The organism is Bradyrhizobium viridifuturi (assembly GCF_001238275.1).
GTDB lineage: Bacteria > Pseudomonadota > Alphaproteobacteria > Rhizobiales > Xanthobacteraceae > Bradyrhizobium > Bradyrhizobium viridifuturi.
On record NZ_LGTB01000016.1, the window covers coordinates 117,861 to 135,138 of the forward strand.

The following is a 17,278-nucleotide window of genomic DNA, read 5'->3' on the forward strand; positions in this document are numbered from 1 at the left end:
CCCCTTATCCTCCCCCTCCAGGGGAGGACAAGAAGACCGCCTTTACGCCTTCACCGACGGCCGCGCGGCAACGCGGTTGAACCAGGCGACGATGTTGCCGTTCGACTGATCCAGCGGCTGGCCGACCTGGTTGCCGAAATCGATCCAGCAGTAGAGCAGCATGTCGGCGAGCGTGAAGCGCTTGCCGCAGATATAGTCGCGTCCGTCGGCCATCTGGTCGTTGAGCCATTTGATGCGGTTGGCCGCGATCATCTTCAGGCCCGGGGAGGCTTCGGGTGCGACCGGGATGCGCTTCTCGAAGAATCTCAGCGCCTCGCCGAAGCGATAGCCGTTGGCGAGCGGCTCGGCGATGTTGAGATCGACCCGGCGCGTCCACATCCGGCATTCGGCGCGCTCTTCCGGCGTGGCGCCGATCATCGCGGGCGAGGGATGCTTCTCCTCGAGATATTCGCAGATCGCCGTGATCTCCGAGAGGTAGTTGCCGCAGTCGAGCTCGAGCGCCGGCATCTGGCCGTGCGGGTTGCGCTTCAGATGCGCCTCCTCGCGGTTCTCGCCCTTGCGCAGGTCGACGGTCTCCTTGGGGACCTCGATGCCCTTCTCCGCCATGAACATGCGCACGATGCGCGGATTGGGTCCGATCGAGTCGTAAAGCTTCATGGTCCTCGCTCCCTGTTCTTCAGCGTTTTCTTGCCGCTGTTGAACAGGCCAGGCGCGGATTTGTCAAATGCAGCGCCGCCCGCACAGTCGCGCAAGCTCGGGCGTCAGCCGTCACACCGGTCGCGGTCATTGCGCCGGTTGAGTTGCGATTCCCGGCACCGACGGTCGCCCGCGATAGACCGACAGACCCACGAGACCTACCGCCGTGGCGAAGAGGATGTAGTAGACCGGAGCGGCCTTGTCGCCCGTGACCTGGACCAGCCAGGTGTTGATGAACGGCGCCAGCCCGCCGAACAGCATCACGGCGAGATTGTACATCAGCGATGCCCCGGTCGAGCGCACGCCGACGGGGAATATCTCGGTCATGAAGGCCGGCATCGGCCCGGCGAGGGCTCCGAGCAGGACCGCGACGATCTGCAACTGCCAGAGATTCGCCGTGGTCGGCGCGGCAACCAGCCGCTGCAGGATCACATAGAACAGCAGGCTGTAGATGATCAGCGCCGGAACCAGGACCGTGCGGCGGCCGATCCGGTCGGAGAGAGCGCCGCAGGCCACCGCCACCGCCGCATTGATGAGGCTGACGACGAGCAGACCGAGCTGTGCATTGAGGATCGGCAGCTTCAGCTCGGCGACCGCATAGGTCGGCAGAAAGATCGCGTTGACATAGTTGATCGCCGTGCCGGCCGCGATCAGGCAGAACGATGCAATCAACTCGCGCGGATGTTCGGAGAACAGTTGGCCGAGCGTAGTCTGCCTGCCCGGCTGCGCCGTCGCGGCCTTCTCGGCGAGATACGCTTTGAATTCAGGCGACTCGTCGCACTTTTGGCGCAGGTACCATCCGGTCGGCCCGATCAGGATGCCGAGGATGAACGGTACGCGCCAACCCCAGCTCGCGAAGGCGTCCGCCGACAGGCCGAGATTGAGGCCGATCGCCATCGCGGCACCGAGGCCGAACGCCAGCGATTGCGACACCATCTGAAACGAGCCGTAGAAGCCGCGCCGGCCGGGCGGCGCGAACTCGATCAGCATTGCGCTCGCGCTGCCGAATTCGCCGCCGGCGGAAAAGCCCTGGATCAGCCGCGCCAGCAGCAGCAACAGCGGTGCTGCGATTCCGATCGCGCCGTAAGTCGGCAGGACGCCGAGCAGGCCGGTGCCGGCAGCCATCAGCGATATCATCACGACCAGCGCCTTCTTGCGGCCGTGCCTGTCGGCATAGAGCCCGAACACCAGGCCACCCAGCGGCCGGGCTGCAAAGGCGATCCCGAATGTCGCGAAGGTGAGCAGCAGCGAGGAATGCGGATTGTCCGCGGGAAAGAACAGCTTGCTCAGGATGCCGGCGAACAGGCCAAAAACGGTGAAGTCGAACCATTCCAGTGCATTGCCGATCGTGGAGGAGATCACCACCCGGCGGCGCATCCGCGCCATCGTGTCAGCCTGCATTCGCTTCGTCTCCCCGCTGCCGGCAACGGCTTGCATCGCCGCGTCCATGGTTCTTGTCGTTCCGAGCCGATCCTAGTGCAAAGTCATGGCAGGCCACAACGGCGGGCTTCGGCTGCGGCCGATCCTCAATCGTCGAGCTTGTTGAGGTCGCGCACCGACTGCATGATCGGCTCGAAGTTCGAGCGCGCATCGAGGGCGTCGAACAATTGCGCGGTGTCCTCGAGCAAGGCGTGCGAGCGTTGCAGGGCGACCCGCACATCGTCCTGCGGCGTGTCGGACAACCGGCCGTGACCCGACAGCAGGATCTTCGAATTGAGCCCCTTCAACCGCTCCAGCGACTGGATGTAGTCGGCGATCGAGCCGGAGCCGAACACGCCGCCCATCACGCCGCCCGGCATCAGCGTGTCGGCGGCGAACAGCAGCCCCTTGTCCTGATCGAACAGCGAGATGCAGGCCGAGGTGTGGCCCGGCGTGTACATCACGTTGAGGCGGAAATTGCCGAGATCGATCAGGTTGCCTTCTTCGAGCCAGATGTCGATGTCGATCGGCACGTTCGGTTCGTTGAACATCTTGCGCAGCATCGAGAAGTCGTCGCGCAGCATGATCTTGTTGGCGGCGAGCCGGTGCGCGGCGATGTAGGCCGAGCCGTGGAAATGATAGGCCGCGCCGATGTGATCGAGATGCTCGTGGCTCAGTATCACCATGTCGATCGCATCGGGTGTTATGCCGAGATGATTAAGGCAGGCGACGAGCGACGGATAGTTGGTCGACAATCCGACGTCGATCATGATGGTCCGTTTGCTGCCGCGCACGAGATAGGCGTTCGCGGCGCGGTTCTTGAAGCGGATCTGGTAGACGCCGTCGGCGGCCTGGATCAGCGTCGCGACATCGGCGTCGAACAGCGTCTTGAACGGGCTCGGCTTGCGGTCGCTCATGGTGCCCCTGCGGTTCGGTAGGTGACGGCGTTGGAGGCGCGCAGGCGTTTCGACAGCGCATCCATCACCATCAGCGCGAAGGCCGGCTGCTGGCTGACCAGATAGACGAAGCGGGCGTGGTTGATCCGCATCACGCGCGTCGCAGGCGCGGCTGCGATGGCGGTTGCCGAGCGCGCCGAGCCGTCGATCACGGCCATCTCGCCGAAGAACTCGCCCTTGCCGAGGCTGACGATAACGGTCTTGTTTCCGCCATCGATCTTGGCGATGTCGACCGTGCCGTCGAGCACGACGAACAGCTCGCGGCCGGTCGAGCCTTCCTCAAAAATGACGTCATCGACACCAAATTCGTTGATGCACTTCTCGATCGTCATGGCACTCCCCTGCCTTCTGGCTGGAAGATGGCGGTATGTTAATCGGGAAAGCGCCGCGCGCAAACGGAGCTGACGCAGATTGCCGCAGCGCCGCATCGCCCAAATCCGGCCCGGAAAACTCCCTAAAATTTAGGTAATGGCGGAGCGGGGTAACCATTTCGCAAGCAATAAAAGTTACCGAATTGTCAACCTAGCCTGGAGACTTTGAACGTGAGTGAGCAGCAGAGCGAACCGGTCAGCGGTCAAACCGGCGCCGAAATGGCGGCGAAGAGCGAGCCCGCGATGGCCGCGGCCGGTGTCGAGGCTCCGCGGCTCGCGCCCGAGCAGGAAGAGACCTCGCCGAAGGCGGATGCGCCCCGAGTTGACGCACCGAAGGCCGAAGCGCCCAAGGTAGAGCCGTCCCGGCTCGATCCCATGATCGAGGCCAGGATCGATGCCAAGATCGCCCCCAAGATCGAGCCGACCAATATGGAGGTGCCCAAGGTCGAGACCGGCAAGCGTGAAGAGCCGCGCTTCCCGGGCAGACTGATGATCATGGCGCCCGGCGACCGCACCTGGGACCATGAGGCGACCGCCTCCAAACCGGGTGCCGAGCAGACCGCCAAACCGGCCGGCTCGCGCCGGTTCGGCGCGATGGCCGCGGTGATTGCGCTGGCGACCGTGGCAGGCGCCATCGGCGGCGCGCTCGCGACCGCAGGGCTCGGCCATCTCGCTGCACCTGCCGCTGCCTCCGTCAGGGACGTGGCTGCCAAGGACGCCGCCGCCAAAGACGCGGCCGACGCCGCGCTCGCCCGGGTCGAATCCGAGCTCGCCGCGCTGAAGGCCAGCGTGGAGCAGACCGCCAAGGCCGGCCAGGCCCAGTTCAGCAAGGCCAGTGAGCGCATCGAGAAGGTCGAGAAGGCCCAGGCCGAGCCGATTGCCAAGCTCAACAAGCTCAGCGAGACCGTCGACAAGCTCCGCGCCCCGCAGACGACCGTCGCCGCGGCGACGCCCGCCCGCGAGGTCACCGGTTCGGTCCCGCCGGCGACGGCCGCGGCAGCACCTGCCGCCCCGAGGCCCGAGGTCGGCCGCCTGCCGGTGGTCGACGGTTGGGCGCTGCGCGACGTCGGCAATGGCGGCGCGCTGATCGAGGGCCGCGGCGGCATCTATGAGGTCTATGCCGGCGATCCCGTCCCCGGCCTCGGCCGCGTCGACGCGATCCGCAAGCAGGATGGCCGTTGGGTGGTCGTCACGAGCAAGGGCCTGATCGTTTCGCGTTGATTGCGGAAAGACGACGATACCAAGGCGCTTCACCGCGATGTGAAGCGCCTTTTTTCTTGAATAGGATTCGCGGTGCGGTGTTAGTGGGGCATGAGCCGCGTGCTGAAATGCCTCCTGCTGATATCCGTTCTGCTCGGCGGCGCCGCCCCGGCAGGTGCCGCCGAGGATCGCGCGCTCGAGCGCGGCGCGGCGGTGATCGATCCCGCTGTTCTGCGCGAGCTCGATCAAGGCCGCTTTGGCCTCGGCCGGATGCTCGCGCCGGAACGCTCCGCCGATACGCCGCTGTCCAATCGCGAGTTGTTCGGCCTGCCTGCGATGGTGCCGGTACGCGCGGCGCTCGATCGCGAATTCGATCGCTATGTCTCGAAGCACAAGGCGAGCCTGCCGAGCGAGAGCATCGGGGTCGGCGACGGCTTTGCATTCCAGCTGTTCGACCGCGCGCTGTTCGAATCCGCTGACGTCCGCTTCGTGCTCGCAGGCATCGTCAACCGCATGGACCGCGCCTATGTGGCACCGAAGGACTGCGGCGAGGTCCGGCTGATCTACCGGCTGACCCGCACCGATGTGCCGCTGATCGGCGAGAACGCGGTGTCGCAGCGGCTGCCGATGACGCTGAACCTGGTGCTGAAGGCGAAGGGCGACGGCAATGACGCGTCGCTCACCTGCCGCGAGATCGCGCGACGCTGGCTCGCGACGGGCAGTGCGCCGCCGACGATGGACAAGCTGTTCGGCAAGGACGGGCCGCTCGACCTGATTGATGCCCGGAATATCGATCGCATCGAGACTAACCTGCAGATCGCGCACGCGCCGAAATCCGCGGTGCGCGACTTCCGCACCGACTATCTGCTGAAAGTGTTCGACTATGACGGCGCGGCAAAACGCTTCATCGAAGCGCCGCTGGAGAACCAGATCGATCGCGACCGCATTCTGGCCGACGAGGGATTGAAGCGCGACTTCAAGGCATGGCTGCTCGATCCCAGGCATTTTGCCGAGTTCGATCGCGGCACCTTGCTGATCCCCGATCATTTCCTCGCAACCGGTGCCGTCGCGCCGACGCCGACCGGCTTTGACGTCAGCGATCTGGAGCCGGAGTTCGGGATGGTGCAGGGCGAGGGCGGAGCCGGCAATGCGGTGTTCTCGGAGGGCGACGTCGTCGGGGCCTTGCAGAAGGCCGCCGCTGACGGGACGAAGCTCAGGAATATCCAGTCGCTGGCCGGCTTCGAACGGCGCCTCAACGACGTTACCTGCGCCGGTTGCCATCAGACCCGCGGTATCGGCGGCTTCCATTTCCCCGGCGTCGACTGGATGGCGGCGAAGCCGTCGAACTCCACCGTGGTGCCGGCCTCGCCGCACTTCTTCGGCGACCAGCCTCGCCGCCGCGATATCCTGGCGAGCTTCCGCGACGGCAAGGCGCCGGATTTTTCCCGCGGCTTCTCCAACCGCCCGCAGCCGCGCGGCGCTGCCGAGCTTGCCGGCACCGAATACAGCGACGGTTGGGGCGCTCACTGCTATCAGCCGAGCGCCAAGCCGGCGGAGACCGACCGCAGTTTCCGTGGCTGGACCTGCGCCGAAGGCCTCGCCTGCCAGGTTGCCGGGAAAACCTCCCACATGGGCATGTGCTTCGTGAAGGGCCGCTGATTTCAGCTGGAACCGGAGCGGTTGCGCGTCATTATTTGATGCTACACTCGAGCTTGCCTGGACCTGACAGCTCTGACCGGAGACCGGCCCGATGAGTGCTCCCGAGGACAACAAGCAGCGCAACCGCGAGATCGCGGCCAACGAGGCCGAGCGTCAGGCGGTCAGCGCCGTCCGCGTCAGCAGCTGGGCGATCGGGCTCACGGTCATCATCGGCATCATCGTGGTGGCCATCGTCTGGGCCTGGATCAAGCGATAGCCAAAGCGTTTTCGAGCGAAGTGGATATCGGTTCGCGTGAGCTACGTAGCCCGGATTTCGCTTCGCTTTATCCGGGCTGCTCATGATGGTCGTCGGTCCGCTACGCCACCGCGCCGGATGCGCGCAGCTTCCGGATCGTGGCCTCGTCGTAGCCGGCCTGGCGCAGGATCTCGTCGGAATGCTCGCCAACCTCCGGCGGCTTGCGCGGCTGCACCTTCTTGGCGCCGTCGATGAAGATCGGGCTGTTGACGGTCAGCATGGTGTCGTTCTCGAAGCGCACCAGCACCTCGTTCTCGATCATCTGCTTGTCGTTCGGGATATCGTCGAGGATGCCGACGACGCCGAACACCAGGCCGTTGCCGTCGAGGATCTTGCGCCATTCGGCGAGCTCCTTGCCGGCGAACACCTCGTCGAAGATCTTGATCAGCTCGACCGAGCGAGCATGGCGGTCCGCCTTGGTGGCGAAGCGGGCATCGGCGATCAGGTCCTCGCGGCCCATGCAGCGCGCCAGGGTCGGCCACTGCCGGTCTTCGTTGAGCAGCGACAGGATCAGCCAGCGGCCGTCCTTGCACTTGTAGTGGTTGGTGACGGCGTTCAGCGCCTCTTCGCGCGGCTTGCGCTTCTTGAACTTGGCGCCGGCGAGCTTGGCCTGCGCCAGCACGCCGTTGGCCCAGACGCCGTTGGCCATCAGATTGGTCGAGACGTGCGAGCCCTTGCCGGTCTTCTCGCGCTGGAACAAAGCGGTGACGATCGCGCCGTAGAACGCCATCGCGCAGGGGTGGTCACCCATGCCGGCGACCGAGCGAGCCGGCGTGGTGTCCTCGTCGGCGCGCACCAGATCCATCAGGCCGGAGCGGGCCCAGTAGGCGTTGGAATCGAAGCCCGGCTTGTTGGCCTCTTCGCCCTTCTCGCCGTAGCCTGTGAAGGAGGCGTAGATCAGCCGGTCGTTGAGATGGCCGAGATGGTCATGGGTGATGCCGAGCTTTTCGCGGACCTGCGGCGGCATGTTGGTGATGAAGACGTCGGCTTCGGCGACGAGTTTGTAGAGCACCTCGCGTGCCTCAGGCTTGGTGAGGTCGAGCGCAAGGCTCTTCTTGTTGCGGGCCTCCAGCATCCACGCGAAATTGTGCTCGCTGGCGGGATAGCCGGGCAGGTTGGGCAGGTTGCGGTAGGGATCGCCGGCGCCGGGCGGCTCGATCTTGATGACGTCGGCGCCGAAGTCGGACAGCACGGTGGCGGCCGCGGGCGCCGCGATGAAGCTCGCGCAGTCCAGGACCTTGAGCCCGTCAAAAATGCCTTTTTCCATCGTGCCGTCGCTCCCGTGGCGCTTGTTGGTGTTTTTCCGGTAGCTGGAATTATCGTGTGCGATGATCCCGTCGAGCGGCCATTTGACCCATCTCGGGGTGATGATGCAACGGCACTTTCTTACCCTCGCTTCACCCTCCCCTGGAGGGGGAGGGTGAAAGTGCAACTACTCCACTCCCGCCATCAGCGCGGCATTGCCTCCCGCAGCCGCCGTGTTGATCGTGATCGTCTGCTCGGTGGCGAAGCGCGCAAGGTAATGCGGGCCGCCGGCCTTGGGGCCGGTGCCGGAGAGGCCGCTGCCGCCGAACGGCTGCACGCCGACGACCGCACCGATCATGTTGCGGTTGACATAGATGTTGCCGACCTGGAGGCGGTCGATGACGTGCTCGATGGTGTCGTCGATGCGCGAATGGACGCCGAGCGTCAGGCCGAAGCCGGTGGCCTCGATCGAGGCCAGCACGTCGCCGAGCCGCTCGGCGCGGTAACGCACGACATGCAGGATCGGGCCGAACACCTCCTCGGTGAGCTGGCTTGCCGACGACAGCTCGAAGATATGCGGCGCGACGAAATTGCCCACCGGCGCCTCGCCAACAAGGTGGACCCGCGCCTCGTTCTTCATCCGTGCGATATGCGCATCGAGCCGCTGCTTGGCCTCTGCATCGATCACAGGTCCGATATGTGTCGATGGCTGCGAGGGATCGCCGATCTTCAATTCGCGCGCGGCGCCCGCGATCATCTCGATCATGCGGTCGGCGACGTCGTCCTGCACGAACAGAAGCCGCAGCGCCGAGCAGCGTTGGCCGGCGGAGCGGAACGCCGAGGTGACGACGTCGTCGGCGACCTGCTCGGGGAGCGCGGTGGCGTCGACGATCATCGCATTGATGCCGCCGGTCTCGGCGATCAGCGGCACGATGGGGCCGTCCTTGGCGGCAAGCGTCCGGTTGATCGATCGCGCAACTTCTGTGGACCCTGTGAAGACCACGCCGGCAATGGCGGGATGCTCGACCAGCGCGGCGCCGGCCGCGCCGTCGCCCTGGACCAGATGTAGCGCCGATGCTGGCACACCCGCCTGATGCAGCAGGGCGACGGCCTCGGCTGCGATGCGCGGCGTCTGCTCGGCCGGCTTTGCGATCACCGCATTGCCGGCCATCAGCGCCGCCGTGACCTGGCCGAGGAAGATCGCGAGCGGGAAATTCCATGGCGAGATCGCGACGAACGCGCCGCGCCCGCGCAGCTCCAGCACGTTGCTTTCGCCGGTTGGCCCAGGCATCGCCTCGCCTTGCCCGAACAGCGTCCGGCCCTGTGCCGCATAGTAGCGGCAGAAGTCGATCGCCTCGCGGACCTCGGAGAGCGCGTCGTCGAGCGTCTTGCCACCCTCGTTCTGCAGCAGAGCGAGGAAGTGGGCGCGGCGCTGCTCGAGCAGATCGGCAGCCTTGTCCAGCATGGCCGCGCGTCGCGTGGCCGGCGTCGCGTTCCAGGTCCTGAAGCCACCGCGCGCGGCGGCGACGGCGGCATTCGCCTGCTCGATTGTCGACGTCGCGACCGTGACGGATGCAGCCTTGGGTTCGACTGTTATCGCCGATGTCAACGCATCGAGCGCCTTTCGCTCGCCGAACTCGATGCCGTGCGAATTCTCGCGCTGCGGCCGGTAAAGGTCGGTCGGCAGCGGAATCCCGGAATGGGCCGCATTGTCGTCGCGATCAATGATCTCGGCGGGGCGGCGCAACAGGTCAACGATGGAGACGCGATTGTCCGCGGCCAGCGCCACGAATGATGAGTTGGCGCCGTTCTCGAGCAGCCGACGCACTAGATAGGCGAGCAGGTCGCGGTGGCTGCCGACCGGCGCATAGGTGCGGTGGGCGATGTCAGGGCGATCCTGGCCAAGCTGGGCGTAGAGCGCTTCGCCCATGCCGTGCAGCCGCTGGAATTCGAAGCTGTTGGGATCGTCCGACAGTTGGAGGATGGTCGCGACCGTCAGCGCGTTGTGGGTGGCGAATTGCGGAAACAGCCGCGGCCGCAGCGCCAGCAGCTTTCGCGCGCAGGCGATGTAGTTCAGGTCGGTCATCGCCTTGCGCGTGAACACCGGATAGCCATCTAGACCGCGCTCCTGCGCGCGCTTGATCTCGGTGTCCCAATAGGCGCCCTTGACGAGGCGCACCATCATCTTGCGGTCGAGCGCGCGCGTCAGCGCATCGATATAATCGATCACGTCGGTGGCGCGCTTCTGATAGGCCTGGATCGCAAGCCCGAAGCCGCTCCAGCCGGCGAGCGACGGGTCGGCGAACGCCGCTGCGATGACGTCGAGCGACAGCTCCAGCCGGTCGGCCTCTTCGGCATCGACGGTGAAGTTGAGGTGGTACGCCTTGGCGCGGCGCGCCAGATCGATCAGCTGCGGCACCAGCTCGCTCATCACCCGTGCATGGCTGACCGCCTCGAAGCGCGGATGCAGCGCGGAGAGCTTGACCGAGATGCCGGGCCGGTCGGGCAGGGGCTGATCGCCCGCCGCCTTGCCGATCGCTTCGATCGCGCGGGCGTAGGATTCGAAATAGCGGCGGGCATCGTCGGCGGTGCGCGCGCCCTCGCCGAGCATGTCGAATGAATAGCGCGAGCCGCGCGCCGTGTGCGATTGCGCGCGCGACAGCGCCGCCTCGATGGTCTCGCCGAGCACGAAATGGCTGCCCATCAGCCGCATCGCCTGCCGCGTCGCCGCGCGCACCGCCGGCGCGCCGAGCCGCTTGGTCAGCCGGCCGATCGTTCCCTGCGGTGTTTCACCGGGCTGGATCACGCGCGCCGACATGCCGAGCGCCCAGGCCGAGGCGTTGACCAGGAACGCGCTCGATTTGGTCTCGTGGTTGACGAAGTCGCCCTGGCCGAGCTTGTCCTCGATGAACTGGTCGGCGGTGCGCGCGTCGGGCACCCGCAGCAGCGCCTCCGCCAGCACCATCAGCGCCAGTCCCTCCTTGGTCGACAGCGCGAACTCCCGCAGCATGTCCTCGACCCCGCCGAGCGGATCGTCATTGGCCCTGATCGCCTCGATCAGGCGCGTCGCGGTGCGGTCGATCCTCGCCTCCGCCTCCGCGCTCAGCCTGGCGTCCCGGCGCAAGCGGCCTGCGATCGCGGCGTCATCGGGGGCGTAGGGTGCGCTGAACGGCGGCGGGAGCGGGTCTGGCATGGCGGCGGTTCCTCTGGGTTGCACGGGAACACCTACGCGCCCGTGGACCGTAGTTCGATAGACAAATTAGCAGATTTGCCTTAGAAAGTCCGGAGTATTTCAGTTTTGGCCGTAGATATGACAGAGATTGACAAGACAGACCGCAAAATCCTCTCGATCCTGCAAGGGGATGGCCGGATTGCCAATGTGGAGCTGGCCGAGCGGATCGGCCTGTCGCCGACCTCGGTCGGCGAACGGCTGAAGCGGCTGCAGCGCGACGGCTTCGTCGAGGGCTACGGCGCGCGGCTCAATCCGCATCGGCTCGGCCTTGGCCTCCTGGTGTTCGTCGAGGTGCTGCTCGACAAGACCACGCCCGACGTGTTCGAGCGCTTCGCCAAGGCGGTGCAGACCGCACCGGAAGTGCTGGAGTGTCACATGGTGGCCGGCGGGTTCGACTATCTGGTCAAGGCGCGCGTCGCCAACATGACGGCCTATCGCCGATTTCTCGGCGAAACCCTGCTGGCGCTGCCGGGCGTGCGCGAGACGCGGACCTACGCGGTGATGGAGGAAGTCAAGCGCGATGCGCCGCTGCCGGTCGGCTGATCTGATCCACAGCCATGCGCCGGATGTCTTGGCATCGCGGCGCACCCGCGATAATTCTCCCCCAGAGTTGGGGGCCGCGACATGGACGATGCCAATAAGCCGATACGTACGAAGCGAACCGGGGCTGCCGGCGCGTTGTGCGCAACGATCTTGTCCCTGTTCGCGATGACGCCGGCCCCTGCGGCCGAGCTCAGCTCCGGCATCATGCAGCTCTATACATCGGTGTCGATCTATCCGCCGTCGGCCTCGGCGATGACGGTGTGCTACGGCTTCGTCTGCCGACGCCGCGAGATGCTCGACTTCAGTGCAGCCGACAGGGCTGCCCTGACCCGGATCATGGCCACCGGCCGTACCAATGCCGCGGCCGAACGCGCGGCCGTGCAAAAGGCCGTGATCTGGTTCGACCGCCGGATGGGGCCGATCCTCGGCACCAACAAGCGCGTCGCGAAAGCGGACTTCCGCGCCAACGACGACCAGCACAATTACGACTGCTGGGACACGACCCGCAACACGACCAGCCTGATGCTGGTGATGCAGACATGGAACCTGTTCAAGTTCCACGACGTCGGGAATCCGCATTACCGCGGATTTTCGCTGGGGCAAACGCCGCACAACACCGCCGTCCTGCTCGAACGCGCCACCAAGGTGGAATGGGCCGTCGATCTCTGGCCTCGCGGCTATCTGCAACCGCCTGACGTCATGACCGTCGCGCAGTGGGTGACGGAAGATTGAACGGCTGATTGCTTCTGCCGCGCGTTTCGTGGCGTTCCATCCCCATTGATTGTAGGGGATAATGTTGCGTCATTGACGCTGGAACTGGCTCCAGGGTTCGCGGAGTTCGTTTCCTGGCCCATCATCGTACGAACCAAGTGACGCGATAAGACGGCCAGCATTCGGTCAACCCGAGGCTACGACATGCGTTCACGTTCGACCTGCACCGGTGCTGCCATGAGCGGCATTCGTTTCCAGCTGTTGCTGACGCTTGCACTGCTTCTCTGGCCCGCGCTCGCGGTTTCCGCCCGCGCCGGTGACGTCGAGGACTGCAACGGGCCGCCGTCGGACAAGGCCGAGGCGGCGTGTTCGGGCATCATCAACGATGCCGCGCGCTCCACTGAGGAGCGGACCAAGGCGTTCACCGGCCGCGCGCGATTCTACATTGCCCGCAACAAGATCGATCAGGCCTTGAGCGATGCCGATGCGGCGTTGCAGCTAAACTCGCAATTCGTGCCCGCGCTGATCGCGCACGGCTATCTTCGGCAGCGCAAGGGCAGCCTCGACCAGGCGCGGGCCGATTTCGATCGCGCGATCGAGCTCGAGCCGAAGAATCCGTTCGGCTTCCTGGCGCGCGGCAATCTGCGTGCCGACCAGCGCGCCTGGGCCGATGCGATCTCCGATTACGGCGAGGCGATCACGCTGCGGCAGGATCTTCCCGCGGCCCATGTCGGGCGGGCGCGAGCCTATGTCGAAACCGGGCAGCCCGATGCGGCGCTGGCCGACGCCAACACCGCGATCGCCGTCAATGCAAGCACGCCGAACGCGTTCTACTGGCGCGGTCAGGCCTATCGTCGCAAGGGAGACATCGATCACGCGATCGAGGATTTCTCGCGCGCCATCGCGCAGGCGCCGCAGACCGAGCGCAACGCCTATTTCGCCCGCGCCCAGCTCTACAGCGCCAAGGGCGACTACGTCAGGGCGATCGGCGATTTCGACAAGCTGCTGACGTTCCTGCCCGACAACAAGGAGATTCAGCAGCAGCGCCAGCAGGCGCTCGCCATGCAGGCTGAATTGGCGAAGTCCGGCGTGGCGCCCGCCGTGCCCGTGGCGCCGCCGGCGCAACCGCTCGCGCCGGCAACCACCCAATTGCTCGACCAGGCCAGGCTGATGGTGGCTGAGCGCAACTATGCGGGCGCGATCACCAATCTCAACAGGGTGCTGACTGGTGATCCCGGCAATGAGGGCGCACTTCGGCTGCGTGCAGTGGCCTATTCGGGGGTCGCCCGGTTCGTAGATGCGCGCAACGACCTCGACAGCCTGCTCAAGCTCAAGCCGAACGATGCGCCGCTGCTCGCCTTCCGCTCGGTCAACTCGGCGGCGCTTCGACAGTTCGATGCGGCGATGGCGGATGCCACCCGCGCCATTGCGCTCGATCCGAACAATGCGATGGCCTATCTCGGCCGCGGCCTGATCAAGGCCGGCACCGGCAAGACGCAGGATGCCGTCGCCGACTATGACCATTCGATATCGCTGAACGGCAAGGACTCGCTGGCCTTCACCGAGCGCGGGCTCGCCTACATCAATCTCAAGCAGATCGACAAGGCATTGCTCGATTTCGACCAGGCGCTGGCGATCACCCCGACCAATCTGCTCGCGAAATCATGGCGCGGGTTGGCGTTGCTGCTCAAGGGGCGCGCCGACGAGGGGCTGGTCGACATCAACGGCGTGCTGGAGCGAAACCCCAACAACCCCACCGCCCAGCTCGGTCGCGCGCTGGCGATGCTCACATCAGCGCAGTACGACCGCGCGGTGCTCGCGATCGATCCGATCGTCGCCAAAATGCCGAATGACCCGTTCCCGCAAGTGCTGCGTGCGCGCGCCTATCTTGGACTGAAGAAGACCGATGACGCGATGAAGGATCTCAATGCTGTGCTGGCTGCCCGGCCCGATTACCTCGATGCCCTGACGCTGCGCGGCATCGCATGGTCGGCGCAGCGCGAATACACCAAGGCGGTCGAAGACCTGGATCGGGCCATTGCCCAGAAGGAGACGGTCGAGAACCTGTTCGCCCGCGCCAAGGCGCACGAGGCGCTCAACCACACCGACAAGGCGACCGACGACTTCCGCAAGGCGACGCAGCTCGTGCCGTCGAGCGTGTTCGACGTGCTGGCGCAGGCGGAGTCGAAGCGCAAGGTCCAGGAATTGTCGAAACGGGTGCCGTGCGGCAATGGCCAGAGCGGCACCTGCCTGTGACGCGGCGACACGGCAGTCGCGCGTCTTTCCAGCGCAATGGATAGATGTCGACACGCAATCGATGACGGCTGGAAAAAAATTCGATGCCGTGGCGCGCGGGCACCGTGCCCGCTCCGCCGAACGTCACGCGTGTGATGTTGGATCGGCCCTCACTCCCGGATGGCGTCCGAGAGTGCGCCGCTCGATCTTGCGCGGAGCGCTAGACCTTGAGGTTCTCGGCTGACGTCTTGCCGCGATTCGCGATTTCTTCGTATTCAACTGACTGGCCCTCGTTGAGGCTCTGAAGACCAGCCTTCTGAACTGCTGAAATATGAACGAAAATGTCCTTGCCGCCCGTTGCGGGCTGGATGAATCCATAACCCTTGGTCGGGTTGAACCACTTCACTGTACCTTTGGGCATTCCAGTCGTCTCCGCGGAATCAATCGAAAACAGACCAGCCGGTCCCCGCACAAACCGGCTTGTCCGTACTGCACAGGATAGCAGTTTGAAAAAAGCTGGGTAGATCAAACCACGGTGTGTTTTTGCCCGGAAACAACCCGTTTTGCAGGGTTTTGGCGCCGGATTGCCTGTTTCGTGGTCAATTGATGCAGTGCAAAAATCGGGTTTCTCTGACCCGAATTGGATCAATGGTCCCGCGCGCTGCCTTGTGGCGGGCGCGCGGGGGATCGAGGGACTCCGTCTTCAATAGGTCGCGGAGAGATACTCGACGATCTTGCGACGTCGGCCTGGTCGATCGGCGCGCCGTAGACCTTGATCATCTTGGTCACCTCGGCCTGCCAGAAGTCCTTCTTGAACTTCTCGCCCTGCGGCTGGGTCTTGATGTAGTCCGCCGAGTGGCAGCCGGAGCAATTGTTCTGCACCACGTCGAGGTTGGGACCCGGCTTGAACGCCGCAGTCTCCTCGGGAAGCGTGTAGTTGACGGGCGCGGCGATCGCAGCGCCGATCGAGAGTGCCGCGATCGCGGCGAGGGAGGCAAGCAGCTTGCTGGTCATGATGCTTCTCCTCACGCCGCGGTGACGCGCACGGTTTCGACGACGTTGCGGAGATAGCCTGCCGGATTCCACAACGGGTCCATCGGCTGGGTGTCGCCGGCATTGTTGGTGGCGCGCACCTTCAGCTCCGACGGGCCGGCGGGAAGCGCGACCTTCAGCTTCCATTCGCGGAACGCGTATTTGCCGAGGTCCTTGCCGAGCTTCGCCGGTGTCCAGCTCTTGCCGCCGTCGGTCGAGACCACGACCTCCTTGATGCCCTTGCCGCCGTCGAAGGCGATGCCGCGCAGCGTGGTGCGGCCGGCCTTCAGCTTGGCGCCGTCGGCAACGCTGGTGACGAACGAGCGCACCGTGAAGCGGTTGATCGGGATCGTCGCCTTCGGTGCGGTGCCGGGCTCGACCGCGTTGTTGGGCGTATCCGGAATCCGGTAGGCGGACTTCATCCAGAAGCCGTCGAACACGTTGTCGATCACGGTGATCTCGTTGAGGTGCTTCACCCAATAGGTGCCGTAATAGCCGGGCACCACGAGGCGGAGCGGGAAGCCGTTGAGGAACGGCAGGTCCTCGCCGTTCATGCCCCAGGCCAGCATCACCTCGCCGTCGCGCGCATGGTCGATGTCGAGCGCCTTAACGAAATCGGGCGTCGTCTCCATGACCGGGCCGTCCATGCCGCCAAAGGTGACCTGCTTGGCGCCGGCCTGCACGCCGGCCATGTCGAGCACGGTCTTCAGCGGCACGCCATGCCAGCGCGCGCAGCCCATCGCGCCGTTGCCGAGCTGGCCGCCGGCGACGCGCGGATTGAAGAAGCCGCGGCTGTTGCCGGAGCACTGGTTGACGGCGACCAGCTCGACGGGCTTCAGTTTGCGGACATCCTTCAGCGACAGCTTCAGCGGCTTGTCGACCTTGCCCTTGATCTCGAGCGTGAACTTGTCCGGATCGAGGTCGTAGGGGATGCCGGCGAGGTGATAGCGGACGAAGAACGCGTTGTTCGGCGTCAGCGGACCGTCGTTGAAGATCGCAAACGGGGTTTCGAGCTGCGGCGGCCGGCTGGTCAGGCCGATCATCGGGCGCTTCTGCGGGTAGCGGACCAGCGGCCGTTCGCCGTTGCCAATGGGCAGCGTCACGGTGTCGAGGGCGAACGCGCCCCTTGATCCCAGCCCCGTCACCAAAGCCGCCAACCCGGCGCGCTTCATCAAGTCTCGTCGATCGAGCATTCCGCTTCCTCCGAAGCTGTTCTGTCGTGAGCTGGTCATCACCAGGCTCACCCTGCCTTGCGCGCCGTCGCATCATGGAAAGCGCGCGGCGACAAATGTCGCACCTGACGATCCCGAGTCAATTGAGCTTTCGCAGCGCTTACCGGCGTTGCGTTGCAATAGCGAAAGGCCCCGATCGCATGAGGCGACCGGGGCATTTCGCTTCCAGGTAGTTGGTTCGATCAGTAGCAGACGTTCACGGTGCGATAGCGATAGCCGTAGGGCGTCATCACCAGGCGGGTGACGTAGCACCCGGAGTCGACGAAGCCGACGGAGATGCCCGGGCCACCCCAGAAGTGATGGTGGTACGGATGCCAGAAGAACGGCTTGGCGGACGCCGAGGTCGGAGCCAGCGCGGCGGCACCGAGGGTTGCGGCGGTAGCGAGAGCAAGCGTGACTTTGCGAAGCATGGTCGTCTCCTTCAGATGCGCGTTGAACTCTGTCGCGGCGCG

At 65.3% G+C, this 17,278-nt stretch carries 15 protein-coding genes and 1 pseudogene; 6 read left to right on the forward strand and 10 right to left on the reverse strand.

Going from position 1 to position 17,278, the window contains the following annotated elements; translation table 11 throughout:
* Positions 1-42: 42 nt before the first annotated feature.
* From ALC15_RS16605 to ALC15_RS16620, 4 genes are all read right to left on the reverse strand, one after another.
* Positions 43-657, reverse strand: a complete 615-nt coding sequence (locus tag ALC15_RS16605) for a glutathione S-transferase family protein (RefSeq protein WP_050628164.1) — start codon at positions 655-657, stop codon at positions 43-45.
* Positions 658-783: 126 nt separating this feature from the next.
* Positions 784-2,097 carry an MFS transporter gene (locus tag ALC15_RS16610; protein ID WP_050628205.1) on the reverse strand — a complete coding sequence of 438 codons (1,314 nt, stop codon included), beginning with the start codon at positions 2,095-2,097 and terminating at the stop codon, positions 784-786.
* A 125-nt stretch (positions 2,098-2,222) separates the two neighbouring features.
* Positions 2,223-3,032 carry an MBL fold metallo-hydrolase gene (locus ALC15_RS16615; protein WP_050628165.1) on the reverse strand — a complete coding sequence of 270 codons (810 nt, stop codon included), beginning with the start codon at positions 3,030-3,032 and terminating at the stop codon, positions 2,223-2,225.
* Positions 3,029-3,403, reverse strand: a complete 375-nt coding sequence (locus tag ALC15_RS16620) for a Crp/Fnr family transcriptional regulator (RefSeq protein ID WP_050628166.1) — start codon at positions 3,401-3,403, stop codon at positions 3,029-3,031. The genes ALC15_RS16615 and ALC15_RS16620 overlap by 4 nt, the downstream gene beginning before the upstream one ends.
* 204 nt (positions 3,404-3,607) lie before the next feature.
* On the opposite strand from ALC15_RS16620, the gene ALC15_RS16625 reads away from it, so the two are divergent.
* The 3 genes from ALC15_RS16625 (at position 3,608) to ALC15_RS44825 (ending at position 6,557) form a co-directional block, all read left to right on the forward strand.
* Complete coding sequence (locus tag ALC15_RS16625) at positions 3,608-4,663, forward strand: hypothetical protein (RefSeq protein WP_050628167.1); 1,056 nt, start codon at positions 3,608-3,610, stop codon at positions 4,661-4,663.
* A 90-nt stretch (positions 4,664-4,753) separates the two neighbouring features.
* Positions 4,754-6,301 (forward strand): hypothetical protein, encoded by a 1,548-nt coding sequence (locus ALC15_RS16630; RefSeq protein WP_050628168.1) that lies wholly within the window; start codon positions 4,754-4,756, stop codon positions 6,299-6,301.
* A gap of 91 nt (positions 6,302-6,392) precedes the next feature.
* Complete coding sequence (locus ALC15_RS44825) at positions 6,393-6,557, forward strand: hypothetical protein (protein WP_167350149.1); 165 nt, start codon at positions 6,393-6,395, stop codon at positions 6,555-6,557.
* Positions 6,558-6,657: 100 nt separating this feature from the next.
* Here ALC15_RS44825 and ALC15_RS16635 read toward each other — a convergent pair whose 3' ends face one another.
* Both ALC15_RS16635 and putA read right to left on the reverse strand, forming a co-directional pair.
* On the reverse strand, positions 6,658-7,863 hold the full coding sequence (locus ALC15_RS16635) for a CaiB/BaiF CoA transferase family protein (protein WP_050628169.1): 1,206 nt from the start codon (positions 7,861-7,863) through the stop codon (positions 6,658-6,660).
* 165 nt (positions 7,864-8,028) lie between these two features.
* Positions 8,029-11,034 carry a bifunctional proline dehydrogenase/L-glutamate gamma-semialdehyde dehydrogenase PutA gene (gene putA, locus ALC15_RS16640; RefSeq protein WP_050628170.1) on the reverse strand — a complete coding sequence of 1,002 codons (3,006 nt, stop codon included), beginning with the start codon at positions 11,032-11,034 and terminating at the stop codon, positions 8,029-8,031.
* Positions 11,035-11,151: 117 nt separating this feature from the next.
* Between putA and ALC15_RS16645 the strand changes: the two genes are divergently transcribed.
* The 3 genes from ALC15_RS16645 (at position 11,152) to ALC15_RS16655 (ending at position 14,583) form a co-directional block, all read left to right on the forward strand.
* Positions 11,152-11,616 (forward strand): Lrp/AsnC ligand binding domain-containing protein, encoded by a 465-nt coding sequence (locus ALC15_RS16645; protein WP_050423774.1) that lies wholly within the window; start codon positions 11,152-11,154, stop codon positions 11,614-11,616.
* A gap of 165 nt (positions 11,617-11,781) precedes the next feature.
* On the forward strand, positions 11,782-12,348 hold the full coding sequence (locus ALC15_RS16650) for a hypothetical protein (RefSeq protein ID WP_050628206.1): 567 nt from the start codon (positions 11,782-11,784) through the stop codon (positions 12,346-12,348).
* Between the two features lie 183 nt (positions 12,349-12,531).
* On the forward strand, positions 12,532-14,583 hold the full coding sequence (locus ALC15_RS16655; protein ID WP_050628171.1) for a tetratricopeptide repeat protein: 2,052 nt from the start codon (positions 12,532-12,534) through the stop codon (positions 14,581-14,583).
* Between the two features lie 199 nt (positions 14,584-14,782).
* Here the strand turns inward: ALC15_RS16655 and ALC15_RS16660 are convergent, their stop codons facing one another.
* From ALC15_RS16660 to ALC15_RS16675, 4 genes and pseudogenes are all read right to left on the reverse strand, one after another.
* Positions 14,783-14,983 carry a cold-shock protein gene (locus tag ALC15_RS16660; RefSeq protein ID WP_021079749.1) on the reverse strand — a complete coding sequence of 67 codons (201 nt, stop codon included), beginning with the start codon at positions 14,981-14,983 and terminating at the stop codon, positions 14,783-14,785.
* A 282-nt stretch (positions 14,984-15,265) separates the two neighbouring features.
* A pseudogene (gene sorB, locus ALC15_RS16665) lies at positions 15,266-15,576 on the reverse strand (SorB family sulfite dehydrogenase c-type cytochrome subunit).
* An 11-nt stretch (positions 15,577-15,587) separates the two neighbouring features.
* Positions 15,588-16,787, reverse strand: coding sequence for a SorA family sulfite dehydrogenase catalytic subunit (gene sorA / locus ALC15_RS16670; protein ID WP_050628172.1), 1,200 nt, complete (start codon positions 16,785-16,787; stop codon positions 15,588-15,590).
* 221 nt (positions 16,788-17,008) lie between these two features.
* Positions 17,009-17,236: a hypothetical protein gene (locus tag ALC15_RS16675; RefSeq protein WP_021079752.1), complete on the reverse strand. Its 228-nt coding sequence runs from the start codon at positions 17,234-17,236 to the stop codon at positions 17,009-17,011.
* Positions 17,237-17,278 lie beyond the last annotated feature (42 nt).

Coding starts and splice junctions, on each gene's coding strand:
- ALC15_RS16635 (WP_050628169.1), bottom strand. CDS start 7,863: ATGGAAAAAGGCATTTTTGACGGGCTCAAGGTCCTGGACTGCGCGAGC.
- ALC15_RS16655 (WP_050628171.1), top strand. CDS start 12,532: ATGCGTTCACGTTCGACCTGCACCGGTGCTGCCATGAGCGGCATTCGT.
- ALC15_RS16645 (WP_050423774.1), top strand. CDS start 11,152: ATGACAGAGATTGACAAGACAGACCGCAAAATCCTCTCGATCCTGCAA.
- ALC15_RS16660 (WP_021079749.1), bottom strand. CDS start 14,983: ATGCCCAAAGGTACAGTGAAGTGGTTCAACCCGACCAAGGGTTATGGA.
- ALC15_RS44825 (WP_167350149.1), top strand. CDS start 6,393: ATGAGTGCTCCCGAGGACAACAAGCAGCGCAACCGCGAGATCGCGGCC.
- ALC15_RS16650 (WP_050628206.1), top strand. CDS start 11,782: ATGACGCCGGCCCCTGCGGCCGAGCTCAGCTCCGGCATCATGCAGCTC.
- sorA (WP_050628172.1), bottom strand. CDS start 16,787: ATGCTCGATCGACGAGACTTGATGAAGCGCGCCGGGTTGGCGGCTTTG.
- ALC15_RS16675 (WP_021079752.1), bottom strand. CDS start 17,236: ATGCTTCGCAAAGTCACGCTTGCTCTCGCTACCGCCGCAACCCTCGGT.
- ALC15_RS16605 (WP_050628164.1), bottom strand. CDS start 657: ATGAAGCTTTACGACTCGATCGGACCCAATCCGCGCATCGTGCGCATG.
- ALC15_RS16615 (WP_050628165.1), bottom strand. CDS start 3,032: ATGAGCGACCGCAAGCCGAGCCCGTTCAAGACGCTGTTCGACGCCGAT.
- ALC15_RS16630 (WP_050628168.1), top strand. CDS start 4,754: ATGAGCCGCGTGCTGAAATGCCTCCTGCTGATATCCGTTCTGCTCGGC.
- putA (WP_050628170.1), bottom strand. CDS start 11,034: ATGCCAGACCCGCTCCCGCCGCCGTTCAGCGCACCCTACGCCCCCGAT.
- ALC15_RS16620 (WP_050628166.1), bottom strand. CDS start 3,403: ATGACGATCGAGAAGTGCATCAACGAATTTGGTGTCGATGACGTCATT.
- ALC15_RS16610 (WP_050628205.1), bottom strand. CDS start 2,097: ATGCAGGCTGACACGATGGCGCGGATGCGCCGCCGGGTGGTGATCTCC.